This window comes from Sphingomonas sp. GM_Shp_2 (genome assembly GCF_026540875.1).
Classification (GTDB): domain Bacteria; phylum Pseudomonadota; class Alphaproteobacteria; order Sphingomonadales; family Sphingomonadaceae; genus Sphingomonas; species Sphingomonas carotinifaciens.
In genome coordinates this window covers 21,444-36,306 of record NZ_JALNUQ010000019.1, presented here as the reverse complement: position 1 = coordinate 36,306, position 14,863 = coordinate 21,444, and the positions used below count along the sequence as shown (strand labels likewise).

Below are 14,863 nucleotides of genomic sequence, written 5' to 3'. Positions count from 1 at the left end.
AGCGCGGGGTGCAAGCATGACGGCGTATGAGAATTTATACTGGTGGTCGAACGATGGCCTGCGCCTGCATGCGCGCGACTATCCGGGCGATCCGGCGCTGCCGCCGCTGATCTGCCTGCCCGGCCTGACCCGCAACGCGCGCGATTTCGAGGGAGTGGCGCAGCGTTTCGCCGGACGTCGCCGGGTCATCGCGGTCGACATGCGCGGGCGCGGCGAAAGTGCCTATGCCAAGGATCCGATGTCCTATGTGCCGCTGACCTATGTGCAGGATATCGAGGCGTTGTTGGCCGAGGCGGGGATCGGGCGGTTCGTGGCGATCGGGACTTCGCTCGGCGGTATCGTGACGATGCTGATGGCAGGGCCGGAGCGGGGGCGGATCGCCGGCGCGGTGCTGAACGATATCGGGCCGGAAATCGAGGCGGCGGGGCTGGCGCGCATCCGCGGCTATGTCGGCCGCGCATCGAGCTTCCCGACCTGGATGCACGCCGCGCGGTGCGTGGCGGAGAATCACGGCGACAGCTATCCCGGCTGGGACATCTCCGACTGGCTGGGCATGGCCAAGCGGCTGTACCGGCTGACCGGATCGGGGCGGATCGTGCTGGACTATGACCTGAAGATCGCCGAGCCGTTTCGGGTGCCGGGGGCGGAGGCGGGGCCGGACATGTGGCAAGCGCTGGCGGCGCTGGCGGGGGTGCCGGTGCTGGTGGTACGCGGCGGCCGGTCGGACATATTGTCGGCCGGGGTGGCGGAGCGGATGGCGGCCGCGCTGCCCGATGCGGAACTGGTGACCGTGCCGGAGGTGGGGCATGCGCCGACGCTGACCGAGCCGCCCGCGGTCGCCGCGATCGAACGCCTGCTTGCGCGGGTGGCGGCATGACGAACCCCGTTCGCATCCTGCACCTGCATTCCGCCTTCTCGCTGGGCGGCAAAGAGGCGCGCGCGGTGCGCCTGATGAACGCGTTCGGCGATGCCGCGCGGCATGTGATCGTGTCGGGTGTGCCCGGCGAACTGGACGCGCGCGACGCCATCGCCAAGGGCATCCGGTACGAGATCGCGCAGGACGCGCCGCCGCTGACCGGCAAGCCTTCGGTCCGGCGATACGAGGCGATCGCCGCCTATATGCGCCGGTTTGACCTGGTGCTGAGTTACAATTGGGGCGCGATCGACGGGCCGATGGCGGCCCGCGTCTTTGCCAAGGGCATGCCGCCGATCATCCATCACGAGGACGGGTTTAACGCCGACGAGGCGGGCGGGCTGAAGGTGGAGCGCAACCTGTACCGCCGCATGGCGCTGGGCGCGGTACGGGCGCTGGTGGTGCCGTCGCAGGCGCTGGAGGCAATTGCGCTCCAGACCTGGAAACAGCCGCGCGAGCGGGTGCGGCGTATCCATAACGGCATCGCCACCATGGCCTATGCCCGCGAGCCCGAAGCCGATGCCATTCCGGGGTTCGTGCGCGATCCCAGGGAGGTCGTCGTCGGTGCGCTGGCGGGCTTGCGCGACGTGAAGGACCTGACCGCGCTGGTGCGCGCGATGGGCGGGGTATCGGGCCGGTTCCGGCTGGTGATCGTCGGCGAAGGGCCGGAGCGGGCGCGGATCGCGCAGGCGGCGCTGGCGATGGGGATCGGCGACCGGTTGCTGATGCCCGGGTTCATCGACCGGCCATGGCGCTTCATCCGGCACTTCGACCTGTTGGCGCTGTCGTCGCGCAGCGAGCAGTTCCCGATTTCGGTGGTGGAGGCGATGGCGGCGGGCCTGCCGATCGCGAGCCCGCCGGTGGGCGACGTGCCGCTGATGGTGGCGGAGGAGAACCGGCCGTTCATCACCGAACATGGCGGTGAGGTGCGGCTGCGCGATGCCATTCAGGCGTTGATGCGCGATGCGGACCTGCGCCGCACGGTCGGCGCGGCCAATCAGGCCAAGGCGCGGGCGGAGTTCGACGAAAGCGTGATGATCGCGCGCTATGCCGCCCTGTACGAAGAAGCATTGGGGCGGCCCGGCGCACTGATGCCGCGGAGATGAGGCGCGGCAAAAAAGGATTATTGCTGCGGTTTTGGAGCAATTTGAACCCTTTCGCCGCGTCGATGCATATCATTTTTAATCAATCCTAATCTTTTCGCTATAGTCCGGCGTGACATGCAGTCCGGCTCGTACCTTCCGTCTCTTGGGACCCGAGTTTCCCTGACCTGCATCGGTTTGCTGCTGTTGTTCTTCGGCATCCTGGGAATGGGACTGTCGACCGAGCTTCAGGTGTTGCGGGCCGATCAGCGGATCGATTCGCTTGCCCAGCTGGTTCGCGAGCAGGACGCCGCGGATGCCGAGTTGCGCCGTCTGCGTCTGGCGATCGGCGATGCGACCCGTGCGGTGGAGCGCGGCGAGGCGGTGGACCCGGAGCGTTTGCAGGCACTGCGCGACGATGCCGGGCGTTTTGCGTCGGGCGACGCCCTGTCCGCGGTGGCGGCGATGCCGGAAAGCCCGGCGGCCGTGCGCGACGGCATCGCCCGGACCCGTGCCGGTGCGCGCGCCTTCGGCATGCAGGCGACGGCATTGCTGGATGCCGCCGAACGCGACGGTGCATCGGTCAAGGCGGGGATGCCGGCCTTTCTGGATGCCCTGAAGACGCTGGAGAGCAGTCGCACCGCCACCCGACAGAGCCTGGTCGAAGCGTTGCAGCAGGCGACTGCGCAGTCGCTGTGGCTGGGGCGGCGCGGCGTGATCAGCACGGCGTTCGCCGCGTTGGTCGCGCTGTTGTTCACCATCGGCCTGGCGGTCTGGCTGCGGCGGCGGGTGATGGTGCCGATCGTGCACTTCGCCGGCAGTCTTCGCCGGCTGAGCGCGGGGCAGCAGATCGACCAGGTGGCCGGCGTCGATCGTCAGGACGAGCTGGGCATGCTGGCGCGTGGCCTCGTCACCATGGGACGCGCCATGGAGGAACGGCGGCGGATCGAAGCGCAGGTGGAGTTCCTGGCGCATCACGACCCGCTGACCGGGCTGGCGAACCGGCTGTTATTCGAGGAGCGGCTGGCGCGGACGCTGGCGGGCGGCGCGCCGTGCGCCTTGCTGGCGATCGATCTGGACGGGTTCAAGGGCGTGAACGACACGCTGGGCCATGCCGCGGGCGATGCCGTGCTGCGGCGGATGGCGGCGGTGCTGATCGCGGCGTCGAGCTCGGCCGACACGGTGGCGCGCATGGGGGGCGACGAGTTCGCGATCATCCACCCGCTGCCGGGCGGCGCGATCGATGCCGCCGCGCTGGTCGATCGCATCTTCGCGCTGGCGGCCGGCGAAACCGCCGAGCCGAGCGCACGGTTCAGCATCGGCGTCGCGCTGGCGCCGCTGCATGCTACGCAGGGCGACGAACTATACAGTTGCGCCGATATCGCGCTGTACCGGGCCAAGGCGGACGGGCGGAACCGTGCAAGGCTTTACGATGGCGGCATGGACGAGGAACGGCGGCAGCGGCGCTGGATGGCGCATGAACTGCGCGATGCGCTGAACCGCGGCCAGATGCATGTCGTGTTCCAGCCGATCGCCAATTGCGCCACGGGGGCGATCGTCGGATACGAGGCGCTGGCGCGGTGGACGCATCCGGCGCTGGGCGCGGTGTCACCCGCGGTGTTCGTGCCGGTCGCCGAGGAAAACGGCCTGATGGGCGAGATCGGCGACTGGATCCTGGAAGAAGCGCTGGCGGTCGCATCCGGATGGCCGGCGACGCAGGGGATCGCGGTGAACCTGTCGCCCGAACAGTTGCGCGACCCGGCGCTGGCGGCGCGGCTGCTCGGTCTCGCACGCGCCTACCGGATCGCGGCGCACCGGATCGAGGTGGAAGTGACCGAGGGCGTGGTGATCGACGAGCGCGAGGTGGTGGTCGCCAACCTGCGGGCGTTGCAATCCGCCGGGGTGGGCGTCGTCATGGACGATTTCGGCACCGGCTGCTCGTCGCTCAGCAGCCTGCAACAGTTCGGCTTCAACAAGATCAAGATCGACCGCAGTTTCGTCGCCAATATGCGCGACGACCGGGCCTCGCGCTCCATCGTGCGCGCCACCATCGGGCTGGGGCGCAGCCTGGACATGCTGGTGGTGGCCGAGGGCGTGGAAACCGAAGAACAGATGCGGATGCTGCGCGCCGAAGGGTGCGCGCAGGTTCAGGGGTATCTGGTCGGCGCACCTGCCAAGCTGACGGGGGCGGTGGCGGTGACGGCGGCCGGCTGAGAGCCGGTGCAGTCATGAACGGGGCCGGCCGCCTGCGCCGGGGCGCGGGGCGGCGGCGAGGCCAGCGCGTCGATGAGCTGGCGCACCGTATAGGGCTTCGGCAGGAACCGGACGCCCGGCGGAATAGTGCTGAGCGGGGGTGAAACCGCGCCGGAGGTGACCAGCACCGAAATGTCGGGCCAGCGCGCCTGGATCAGCGCCGCGAGATCGAGGCCGTTGAGCGATCCCGGCATCGCGATGTCGGTGAACACCGTGCGAATTCCGGGATGACGTGACAGCGCCTCCAGCGCGGTATCCGCGTCGTCCGCCTGGATGACGTCATACCCTGCATCCTCGAACGCCAGGCGACAGTGCAGGAGCAGGAGAGGCTGGTCCTCGACGACCAGGATCATGGGACGTGTAGTCATGCGGGAACGAACGGAGCCCGGCCGCTGCCGTTCCGGCGTTAACCCTCATTGTGGGTATAGTCCGAACCGGTAACGCGGCCAGCCGAGCAAAGGTCCGGTATCGTACAAACAGCATACCGATCCGATGCTGATCTGGATCAAAACATTGGATTGGAACGGCAAAATCTGCGGCCGTTGCAGCGTGCGACGAAGCGTGGCCGAACCGGACATAGGTGCTTGCATCGCCGTCACGAAAGTGACACTCTCGCGTCATAAAAGTGAAACATAGGAGGTTGCGATGCGTGCAGTGGCGCGGGTGGCGATGATCGTGGCGGGGATGACGATGGCAGTGCCGGTATTGGCCGGTGAGCGGACGGGCTATGTGCAGATCGCGGCGGGCGACCTTTCGGGCGCCGAGCGGACGTTGCAGGCCGAACGCCGCATCTTTCCCGATCGTCCCGAACTGATGTTGAACCTGGCGGCGATCTATGCCGCGACGAACCGGGCCAGTGAGGCGCGGTCGCTGTACAGCGACGTGCTGCGCCGCGACGTGGTGCCGATGGACATGCCCTCGGGCGCGGTGGTGTCGTCGCATGCCGTGGCGCAGGCCGGTTTGAACCGGCTCGCGCCGACGATGGCCTCGCGCTGACACGCCGCCGGGCGTTCCGGGGGCGGGCGTCCGTCCGGTGACAGGGGGGCCGTTTCTCCGCCTTGTCCGCGGGAAGCGGCGCCCTTCATGCGTCATGATCCCGCGGGATCGGGGAAGGCCCCTGTGATGCGGGTCCTTACAGTTTGGGCAGGGTCACGCCGCGCTGGCCCATATATTTACCCATGCGGTCGGCATAGCTGACCTCGCAGGGCTCGTTCCCCTTCAGGAAGAGGAACTGGCACGCGCCTTCGTTCGCATAGATCTTGGCGGGAAGCGGCGTGGTGTTGGAAAATTCCAGCGTCACATGTCCCTCCCAGCCGGGCTCAAGCGGGGTGACGTTCACGATGATGCCGCAGCGCGCATAGGTCGACTTGCCGAGGCAGATGACCAGCACGTCGCGCGGCACCCGGAAATATTCCACGGTGCGCGCCAGCGCGAAGCTGTTGGGCGGGATGATGCACACGTCCGTCTTGCGATCGACGAAGCTGTTCGAGGCAAAGTCCTTGGGATCGACCAGGGCATTGTCGACATTGGTGAAGATCTTGAATTCGTCGGCGACGCGCGCGTCATAGCCGTAGGAGGACAGGCCGTAGCTGATGCAGCCGTCGCGGCGCTGCCCCTCCACAAAGGGTTCGATCATGCGATCGGCGAGCGCCGTTTCGCGAATCCAGCGGTCGGACAGGATGGACATGGCGATTCCCTTTTTTCGGGTGGCTCCATCGCCGGTTCGGGCGGGCGGGGCAAGGGGCGCCCGGGCGATCGCTCAGGCGGCTTCGTGGAACTGGAGGCTGGCGAGGCGGGCGTAAAGGCCGCCCTCGGTGATGAGCTGGGCATGGCGGCCCTCCTCGACGATGCGGCCACCGTCCATCACGATGATGCGCTGGGCCTGGCGGATCGTGGCGAGGCGGTGCGCGATGACGAGGGTGGTGCGCCCCTCCATCAGCCGTTCGAGCGCCTGTTGCACCAGGCGTTCGCTTTCCGCGTCGAGCGCGCTGGTCGCCTCGTCCAGCAGCAGGATGGGCGCATCGCGCAGCAGCGCGCGGGCGATGGTGAGGCGCTGGCGCTGGCCACCCGACAGGCGGGCGCCGCCTTCGCCCAGAAAGGTGTCGAGCCCTTCCGGCAGGGCGCGCAGGAAATCCGCGGCGTTGGCGACCTCGGCCGCGGCCCACAATTCCTCGTCGGTGGCGGCCCAGTGACCGTAGCGCAGATTGTCGCGGGCGGAGGCGCCGAAGATCACCGTTTCCTGCGGGACCATCGCGATGCGGTTGCGGATCGCATTCGGGTCCGCTTCGCGCAGGTCGACGCCGTCGATCAGCACGCGCCCGGCATCGGGATCGTAGAAGCGCTCGGCCAGTTGGAACAGCGTCGACTTGCCGGCGCCCGAGGGGCCGACCACCGCCACGGTTTCCCCGGGATGGATGTCGAGCGAGAAGCCGTTCAGCGCCGCGATCTCGGGGCGGGTGGGGTAATGGAAGCGGACGTCCTCGAAGCGAAGCGCGCCCATCGTGGTGATCGGCAGGACGACGGGGGCGGGGGGCGCGGCGATCTCGGGCTGTTCGGCAAGAAGTTCGGCCAGGCGCTGCGCGGCGCCGGCGGCGCGCAGCAGGTCGCCCCAGACCTCGGTCAGCGCCTGGAAGGAGCCGGTGACGATGATCCCGGTGATGACGAACGCGGTCAGCGCGCCGCCCGACAGATCGCCGGTGGCGACGTCGGCGACGGCATCCCACAGGATCAGGGTGATGCCGGTGAAGATCAGTCCGATGACCAGCGCGGTCATCACCGCACGCAGCGCAAAGCGACGGCGCGAGGCCGCGAAGCCGCGCGACACCGCACCCTCGAACCGGTCGGCCTCGCGGGCTTCCTGGCCGAACGCCTGCACCACCTTCATCGCGCCCAGCGTTTCCACCGCGATCGCACCGATATCGGCAAGCCGGTCCTGGCTGTCGCGCGAATAATTGCGCACGCGCTTGCCGAGCAGGACGATGGGCAGGATGATGACCGGCAGGCTGAGCAGCAGCGCCGCCGCCAGCTTGGGGGCAAGCGCGAACAGGTAGATCAGGCCGCCCGCACCGATCACCATGTTGCGCAGTGCCACCGACACGGTGGAGCCGACCACCTGTTCGATGATCGCGGTATCGGCGGTCAGCCGGCTGGCGATTTCCGACGGACGGTTTTCCTCGAAATAGCGGGGTGCGAGGCGCAGGAGGTTGCGGTGCACGGCGGCGCGGATGTCGGCAACGGTACGCTCACCCAGCCACGACACGAAGTAGAAGCGCACCGCGGTCGCCACCGCCAGCACCAGCACGACGAGCAGCAGCCCCTGAAAATAAGGTGCGACATCGCTCTTGTCGGCACCGCCCGCGAAACCGTTATCGACCACCTTCTGAAAGGTGCGCGGGATGAACAGCGTCGCTGCCGCCGCGGTGAGCAGCGACAGCGCGGCGATCGCGATCTGCAGCGGGTAGCGCGAGGCGAAGGTCCAGACCATCGACAGGCTGCCGAGACGGCGGGGCGGAGTAGCGGCGGAACGAGCCATGCGACAAGCGCCTAGCAGTGTGGGGCAGGCCGCTCAACGGGGGGCGGGTCGATCGGCACAGTGCAGGCGGCGCATCGAACGGGCGGGTTCGTGCGTTGAGGGATCAATCCGATGGCGGAACGAAACGCCCCGACATGACGAAGACGCCATATATTGGTCATCATTCGGCGACCACTTCGTGATAAACAGGGCCTAACCCCATTTGGGGAGTGAGGATCGCGAATGCTGTACGACGCCTATGAAATGCACCGTTCGATGATGGCGGGTGCAAGCGCGCTGGCCAATTTCGGGGCCGGCCTGTTGCAGAACCCCGCCAATCCCTTCGCTTATTTCGGCGGCGGTGCGATTATCGGATCGGCGCTGGAGGTGTTCGCCCATGCGTCCGCGACTCGCGGCAAGCCGGCCTTCGGGTTGACGCACACGACGATCGACGGTCGCGAGGTGGCGGTGACCGAGGAGATCGTGACGCGCCTGCCGTTCGGGCAGTTGAAGCGGTTCCGGCGCGAGGGCGTGGAGAACAGCCCCAAGCTGCTGATCGTGGCGCCGATGTCGGGGCATTATGCGACGCTGTTGCGCGGCACCGTCGAGCGGATGCTGCCGTCATGCGAGGTTTATATCACCGACTGGCGCGATGCGCGGCTGGTGCCGGTGTCCGCCGGGCGGTTCGATCTGGACGATTATATCGATTATCTGATCGCCTTCCTGGAGGCGATCGGGCCGGGCGCGCACATGCTGGCGGTGTGCCAGCCCTCCGTTCCCAGCTATGCCGCGGCGGCGCTGATGAGCGCGGATGGGCATCCATGCCGGCCGAAGTCGCTGACGATGATGGGTGGCCCGGTCGATACGCGCGAGGCGCCGACCGCCGTCAACACGCTGGCGACCGAGCGGCCGCACGCCTGGTTCGAACAGAACGCCATCGCCACGGTGCCGATGACCTATCCGGGCGCCGGCCGCCGCGTCTATCCGGGCTTTCTGCAACTCGCCGGGTTCATGTCGATGAACCTGGGCAACCACATGATCAGCCATTGGGAGATGTTCAAGCATCTGGTCCAGGGCGATGGTCAGGGCGCGGAGCAGACCAAGGACTTCTACGACGAATATCGCGCGGTGTGCGACATGACCGCCGAATTCTACCTGCAGACGGTGAAGCTGGTTTTCCAGACGCATGCGTTGCCCAAGGGCGAGATGACGCATCGCGGTCGTCTGGTCGATCCGGCGGCGATCACCGACATCGCGTTGCTGGCGATCGAGGGGGAACGCGACGACATTTCCGGGCTGGGCCAGACCAAGGCGGCGTTGACGCTGGCGACGGCGCTGCCCGACAACAAGAAGAAGTATCTGATGGCCGAGAATGTCGGCCATTACGGCATCTTCAACGGGTCGAAGTGGCGCAACCGCATTGCGCCGGTGGTCGAGGAATGGATCGCCGCCAACGGGTGATCAAAAGGCTGCGGGCGGCGGATGACCGCCGCCCGCATTTCCAAGGTCAGGCGACCGAATTCACCTTGGCGTGGCTGGACGATTCCTCCGCGCTGATCGTGCCGCCGAACAGCATCTTCAGGCGACCGGAGACGGATACGTCGGTTTCCCAGAGTTCCGCCGAGTCGATATCGAAGCGCAGTAGCGCAAGGTTGGGATCTTCCTTGCCGCCCGGGAACCAGGCTTCGACCTGCTTGTCCCACAGCTTGTCAATCAGAGCACGGTCGTTATGCTGGCCGACCTTGCCCGACAGGCATGCGAAGAAGTCATGTCCCTTGCCGACGAACTGGGCCATGGCCTGACCGCCCTTGGCAATGCGGTTGTCCTTGCCGGCAAAGAAGAACAGCGTGTTGGGATGATCGTCATCCACCTGCGCGGTCATCGGTTCGCTGTGCTGGCCGTCGTTCAGGCCGATCATCACATACGGGCTGTCCTTCAGCTTGCCGATGAACTTGGCGGCAATTTCCTGCGGGCTGTCATGGTCTGCCATCGATCGTCTCCTTTTAGTGTTCGGCGGGAGAACGACGGGGGCGGCCGGATGGTTGCGGGCAAGCAGCGCGACAGCCATGATCTGCCGCGGCGGCAATCCTGCTGCCAGACGCAGAAAGGCATTGTATGACACTTGCCGATCTGTGCCTCATTCTGGGTACGCTCTTCGCCTTCGGAACTTTGGTTCTGAAGATTATCGAAGTCGCACGCAGATAGGCACACGGGCGGGGCTTGGGCTGCAACCCGAGCCCCAAACGCTTGAGCCCCGGCCGCTGCAACGACCGGGGCTCGCAGAAAGGCAGTATGACGTGCCAATGGCGCTATATATCGTAGCGGCGTTGGGCGTTCAAGATCACAACACTTCAAACAATCCCGCCGCCCCCATGCCGCCACCGACGCACATGGTGACGACGACATGCTTCACGCCGCGGCGCTTGCCCTCGATCAGCGCGTGGCCGGTCATGCGGGCGCCCGACATGCCATAAGGATGGCCGATCGCGATCGCGCCGCCGCTCACGTTCAGGCGATCATCGGGGATGCCGAGCCGGTCGCGGCAATACAGCACCTGGACCGCGAACGCCTCGTTCAACTCCCACAGGCCAATATCGTCCATCTTCAGGCCGAACCGGTCGAGCAGCTTGGGAACGGCGAAGACCGGGCCGATGCCCATCTCGTCCGGCTCGGTGCCGGCGACCGCCATGCCGACATAGCGGCCGAGCGGGGTAAGGCCGCGACGCTCCGCCTCCTTTTCCTCCATCAGCACGCTGGCCGAGGCGCCGTCCGACAGTTGCGAGGCGTTGCCGGCGGTGACCGTGCCGTCGGGCAGCACGACCTTGAGCGCGGCAAGACCCTCCGCCGTCGTCTCCGGGCGATTGCCCTCATCTTTGGCGAGGGTCACCTCGCGGTGGCTGATCGCCTTGGTCTCCTTGTCGATGATCGCCATCGTCGCGGTGACGGGAACGATCTCGGCATCGAAGCGGCCGGCCGCCTGTGCCTCGGCGGTGCGCTGTTGCGAGCGCAGGCCATATTCGTCCATCTGCTCGCGCGTGATGCCATAGCGTTTGGCGACCACCTCGGCGGTTTGCAGCATCGGCATGTAGATGTCGTGATGCATCGCCTTCAGTTCCGGGTCGGGCGCGACGTTCATCTTGGGCGTCTGCACCAGGCTGACGCTTTCCACGCCGCCGCCGATCACCACGTCCATCCGGTCATGGACGATCTGCTTGGCGGCGGTGGCGATCGCCATCAGGCCGCTGGCGCATTGCCGGTCGACCGACATGCCCGCGACGCTGGTCGGCAAACCGGCGCGGAGCAGCGACTGGCGCGCGATGTTGGTCGCCTGATGACCTTGCTGGAGCGCAGCACCCAGGATCACGTCGTCGACCTCGGCGCCGTCGACGCGGGCGCGATCGAGCGCGGCCTTGATCGCATGGGCGGCCAGGGTCGGCGAGGGCAGGTCGTTGAACGCGCCGCGATAGGCGCGGCCGATCGGGGTGCGGGCGGTGGAAACGAGGACGGCAGAGCGCATCGGGGAACAATCCTTTGCCAATTGGTCAGAGATAGATCAGCGTGATCCACTGCGCGACGAGTGCGGGCGTATCGGCACCCTCGATTTCGACGGTAAAATCGGTGACCTGCTGATATTGTCCCGGTCGCTTCTCATCGAAGGCGGCGAGGTGGAAGCGGCCGCGTACCCGCGCGCCGGAGCGCACCGGCGTGACGAAGCGGACGGAGTTGCCGCCATAGTTCACCGCCATGCGCATGCCCTGTACGACGGGGGCGTCCGCGATCTTTTCGGCAAGCTGCGGCATCAGCGACAGGGTCAGGAAACCATGCGCGATGGTGCCGCCGAACGGCGTCTGCGCGGCGCGGGCCGGGTCGACATGGATGAATTGCCGATCGCCGGTCGCCTCGGCGAAACCATCGATCATCGCTTGCGTGACGGTGATCCAGTCGGACACGGTTTCCGTGCCGATGCGATCCCGCATGGCTGCAACGGTAATCGTCGTCACAGGCGAGTACCCCTCCATCGAATTTGGCGCTAAGCGCGCTGTATCGCTTTTCTAGGGGCTGGCCGGGTCGTTCGGCAAGCCTTGCCTGACCGGATATTTGAACATGACGACTGCCATCGCGTCCAACCCCCGCAAAGACATGGCCAAGCTGTACCGCGCTGCCGAACCCGATGTTCTAAAACCGTTGCTGGACCGCGCGGCGACCAGTCCGGAATCACGGGAGCGGATCATGGGGCATGCCTCGGGCCTGCTCGCCGACCTGCGCGCGGCGCAGAGCCGGGGCTGGGTGAACCAGTTCCTGCAGGAATATCGGCTGAACTCGTCCGAGGGCGTCGCGCTGCTCAGCCTGGCCGAGGCATTCCTGCGCGTGCCGGACCCGGAAACGGCGGACCTGCTGATCGCGGACAAGCTGGGTGATGCGGACTGGCGTGCGCATACCGGCAAGTCGGCGTCGCGCCTCGTCAACTCCGCCACCTGGGGGCTGGTCGTCGGCCGTGCGCTGGTCGGCGAGGGCGAGACGGGACCACTCAAGCGCCTGATCGCGCGGGCGGGGGAGCCGTTCGTGCGCCAGGGCGTGGGCGCCGCGATGCGGATGATGGGCGAGATCTTCGTGATGGGCCGCACCATCGACGAGGCGACGCGCCGGATGAAGAAGCCGGAGAACAAGGGTTTCACCGCCAGCTTCGACATGCTGGGCGAGGCGGCGCGGACGCACGAGGACGCCCGGCGCTACTTCCAGGCTTATGTGCAGGCGATCGACGCGGTGGGCCGCGATCCGGCGGCGGGGCATTCGGTGTCGGTGAAGCTGTCGGCATTGCATCCGCGGTATGAGGTCGCGCGGCGGGCGGAGTGCGTGCCGGCGCTGACGGAGATGCTGGAGGCGCTGGCGGTGCAGGCGGCGGGGCATGGAATCGCGCTGACGGTGGATGCCGAGGAGTCCGAGCGGCTGGAGATGAGTCTCGACATCATCGGCGCGGTCGCAGGGCTGCCCAGCCTGAACGGCTGGGAGGGCTTCGGCATGGCGGTGCAGGCGTATGGCAAGCGGGCGCGGCCGGTGGTCGAATGGGCGAACAGCCTCGGCCGGATCATGAACGTGCGGCTGGTCAAGGGCGCGTACTGGGATTCGGAGATCAAGCGCACCCAGGTCGAGGGACTGGCGGACTATCCGCTGTTCACGCGCAAGGCGGCGACCGATGTGTCCTATCTGGCGGTCGCCAAGGACATGCTGGCGGCCGAGAATATCCGCCCGGCCTTTGCCAGCCACAATGCGCTGACTGTCGCCACCATCCTGGAATGGGCGGGCAACCACCGCGATTTCGAGTTTCAGCGGCTGCATGGGATGGGCGATGGGCTGTACGAGCGGCTGGTGCGGGAGCAGGGGTATCATTGCCGTATCTATGCGCCGGTGGGAGGGCACCGCGACCTGCTGGCGTATCTGGTCCGGCGGCTGCTGGAGAACGGGGCGAACTCCAGTTTCGTGCACCAGCTGGCCGATGCGCGGCTGACCGAGGCGGAGATACTGGCGGACCCGGTGGCGAAGATCGCGGCGGTGGGCGGGGCGCGGCATCCGTCGATCCCGCTGCCGGTGGACCTGTTCAGGCCGGGGCATCGCAATTCGGGCGGCATCGACCTGAGCGACATTCCGACGCTGGAGCGGACTCGATCCGCCGTCAATGTGCCGGTGGCGCGCGAGACCGGCGACACGCAGACCGCCGACGTCAAGGCCGCCATATCGCGTGCTCAGGCGGCGTTCGGAGAGTGGTCGAAGCGGCCGGTGGCGGAGCGGGCGGCGATCCTGGAGCGGCTGGCCGATCTGCTGGAGGAGGAGCGCGACCGGCTGATGGGGATCCTGGTGCAGGAGGCGTTCAAGACGATTACGGACGCGATCGGGGAAGTGCGCGAAGCCGCCGATTTCTGCCGCTATTACGCCGGCGAAGCCCGGGCGCGGCTGCAGCCGGTGGAGCTGCCCGGACCGACGGGCGAGCGCAACACGCTGCACATGGACGGGCGCGGCGTATGGGCGACGGTGGCACCGTGGAATTTCCCGCTGGCGATCTTCCTGGGGCAGACCGTCGCGGCCCTGGTGACGGGCAATACCGTCGTCGCCAAGCCCGCGCCGCAGACGCCGGAGATCGCGCGGGCCGCGGTCGCGCTTGCCCACCGGGCCGGCGTACCGGCCGACGCACTGGTGCTGGTGACGGGCGGACCGGAGGTCGGACAGGCGCTGACCGAGGATGCGCGGGTGATGGGCGTCGCCTTTACCGGATCGACCGCTACCGCCAAGCGGATCGCCCGCACGCTGGTGGCCGATGACGACCGCCCGATCGTGCCGCTGATCGCGGAAACCGGCGGGATCAACGCGATGATCGTCGATTCGACCGCTCTGCCCGAACAGGTGGTCGCCGATGTCGTCACCTCGTCCTTCCGGTCGGCGGGGCAGCGGTGTTCGGCGCTGCGCCTGCTGCTGGTGCAGGAGGAAGTGGCGGACGGCGTGATCGCGATGCTGACGGGTGCGATGGAGACGCTGAAGCTGGGGCCGACGGGCGACCCGGCGACCGATGTCGGGCCGGTGATCGACCGCGCCGCCTATGACAAGCTGATGGCCTATCGGCAGCAGGCGGGCGGGCGCGTCATCAAGACGCTGGACGCGCCGGCGGACGGCCTGTTCGTGCCGCCGACGCTGGTCCGGCTGGACCGGATCGAGGATCTGGACCGCGAATGGTTCGGCCCGATCCTGCACGTCGCGACCTGGGCGGCGGGGACGCTGAGCGAGACGATCGCGCGGGTCAATGCCAAGGGCTATGGCCTGACCATGGGCCTGCACAGCCGTATCGCGCGCGCCGTGGAAGTCGCCGAGGCGGAAGCGGAAGTGGGCAATCTGTACGTCAACCGGTCGATGATCGGCGCGGTGGTCGGGTCGCAGCCCTTTGGCGGCGAGGGGCTGTCCGGCACCGGGCCGAAGGCGGGCGGGCCGCATTACCTGTATCGCTTCTGCGCGGAGCGGGCGGTGTCGGTGGACACCACCTCGGCCGGCGGCAACGCGACGCTGTTGTCGCTGGACGAAGGAGGGATCTGAGCCCGCCAGCTATCAGGTCGGGAGCGA

At 67.4% G+C, this 14,863-nt stretch carries 12 protein-coding genes; 6 read left to right on the top strand and 6 right to left on the bottom strand.

All coding sequences use genetic code 11. The annotated features are described in order from the left end of the window. The first annotated feature begins 16 nt into the window (after positions 1-16). The 3 genes from OXR08_RS08855 to OXR08_RS08845 all read left to right on the top strand — a co-directional run bounded on the left by OXR08_RS08855 (position 17) and on the right by OXR08_RS08845 (position 4,209). Positions 17-877 (top strand): alpha/beta hydrolase, encoded by an 861-nt coding sequence (locus OXR08_RS08855; protein WP_149682068.1) that lies wholly within the window; start codon positions 17-19, stop codon positions 875-877. Then, positions 874-2,019 carry a glycosyltransferase gene (locus OXR08_RS08850; RefSeq protein ID WP_267349346.1) on the top strand — a complete coding sequence of 382 codons (1,146 nt, stop codon included), beginning with the start codon at positions 874-876 and terminating at the stop codon, positions 2,017-2,019. Before OXR08_RS08855 ends, OXR08_RS08850 begins: the two co-directional genes overlap by 4 nt. Positions 2,020-2,193: 174 nt before the next feature. Beyond that, positions 2,194-4,209: an EAL domain-containing protein gene (locus OXR08_RS08845; RefSeq protein WP_267349345.1), complete on the top strand. Its 2,016-nt coding sequence runs from the start codon at positions 2,194-2,196 to the stop codon at positions 4,207-4,209. Here OXR08_RS08845 and OXR08_RS08840 read toward each other — a convergent pair. Then, entirely contained in the window at positions 4,143-4,616 is a 474-nt protein-coding gene (locus tag OXR08_RS08840) for a response regulator (protein ID WP_112382178.1), read from the bottom strand. The genes OXR08_RS08845 and OXR08_RS08840 overlap by 67 nt on opposite strands. 277 nt (positions 4,617-4,893) lie before the next feature. On the opposite strand from OXR08_RS08840, the gene OXR08_RS08835 reads away from it, so the two are divergent. Next, positions 4,894-5,244, top strand: a complete 351-nt coding sequence (locus OXR08_RS08835; RefSeq protein WP_267349344.1) for a tetratricopeptide repeat protein — start codon at positions 4,894-4,896, stop codon at positions 5,242-5,244. A 136-nt stretch (positions 5,245-5,380) separates the two neighbouring features. Here OXR08_RS08835 and dcd read toward each other — a convergent pair whose 3' ends face one another. Together dcd and OXR08_RS08825 are read right to left on the bottom strand one after the other, a co-directional pair. Next, entirely contained in the window at positions 5,381-5,935 is a 555-nt protein-coding gene (gene dcd / locus OXR08_RS08830; protein ID WP_112382179.1) for a dCTP deaminase, read from the bottom strand. A gap of 72 nt (positions 5,936-6,007) precedes the next feature. Next, entirely contained in the window at positions 6,008-7,780 is a 1,773-nt protein-coding gene (locus OXR08_RS08825) for an ABC transporter transmembrane domain-containing protein (protein ID WP_267349343.1), read from the bottom strand. 222 nt (positions 7,781-8,002) lie between these two features. Between OXR08_RS08825 and phaZ the strand changes: the two genes are divergently transcribed. After that, a complete protein-coding gene (gene phaZ / locus OXR08_RS08820; RefSeq protein ID WP_267349342.1) occupies positions 8,003-9,220 on the top strand; it encodes a polyhydroxyalkanoate depolymerase in 1,218 nt (405 codons plus the stop codon). 46 nt (positions 9,221-9,266) lie between these two features. Here phaZ and OXR08_RS08815 read toward each other — a convergent pair whose 3' ends face one another. The 3 genes from OXR08_RS08815 to OXR08_RS08805 form a co-directional block, all read right to left on the bottom strand. Continuing rightward, entirely contained in the window at positions 9,267-9,749 is a 483-nt protein-coding gene (locus OXR08_RS08815) for a pyridoxamine 5'-phosphate oxidase family protein (RefSeq protein ID WP_112382182.1), read from the bottom strand. Positions 9,750-10,100: 351 nt separating this feature from the next. Next, positions 10,101-11,276 (bottom strand): acetyl-CoA C-acyltransferase, encoded by a 1,176-nt coding sequence (locus OXR08_RS08810; RefSeq protein WP_267349341.1) that lies wholly within the window; start codon positions 11,274-11,276, stop codon positions 10,101-10,103. 25 nt (positions 11,277-11,301) lie between these two features. Next, positions 11,302-11,736 (bottom strand): MaoC family dehydratase, encoded by a 435-nt coding sequence (locus tag OXR08_RS08805; protein ID WP_267349340.1) that lies wholly within the window; start codon positions 11,734-11,736, stop codon positions 11,302-11,304. 163 nt (positions 11,737-11,899) lie between these two features. Here OXR08_RS08805 and putA point away from each other — a divergent pair, with 163 nt between their 5' ends. After that, on the top strand, positions 11,900-14,836 hold the full coding sequence (putA, locus tag OXR08_RS08800; RefSeq protein WP_267349360.1) for a bifunctional proline dehydrogenase/L-glutamate gamma-semialdehyde dehydrogenase PutA: 2,937 nt from the start codon (positions 11,900-11,902) through the stop codon (positions 14,834-14,836). Positions 14,837-14,863: the final 27 nt, after the last annotated feature.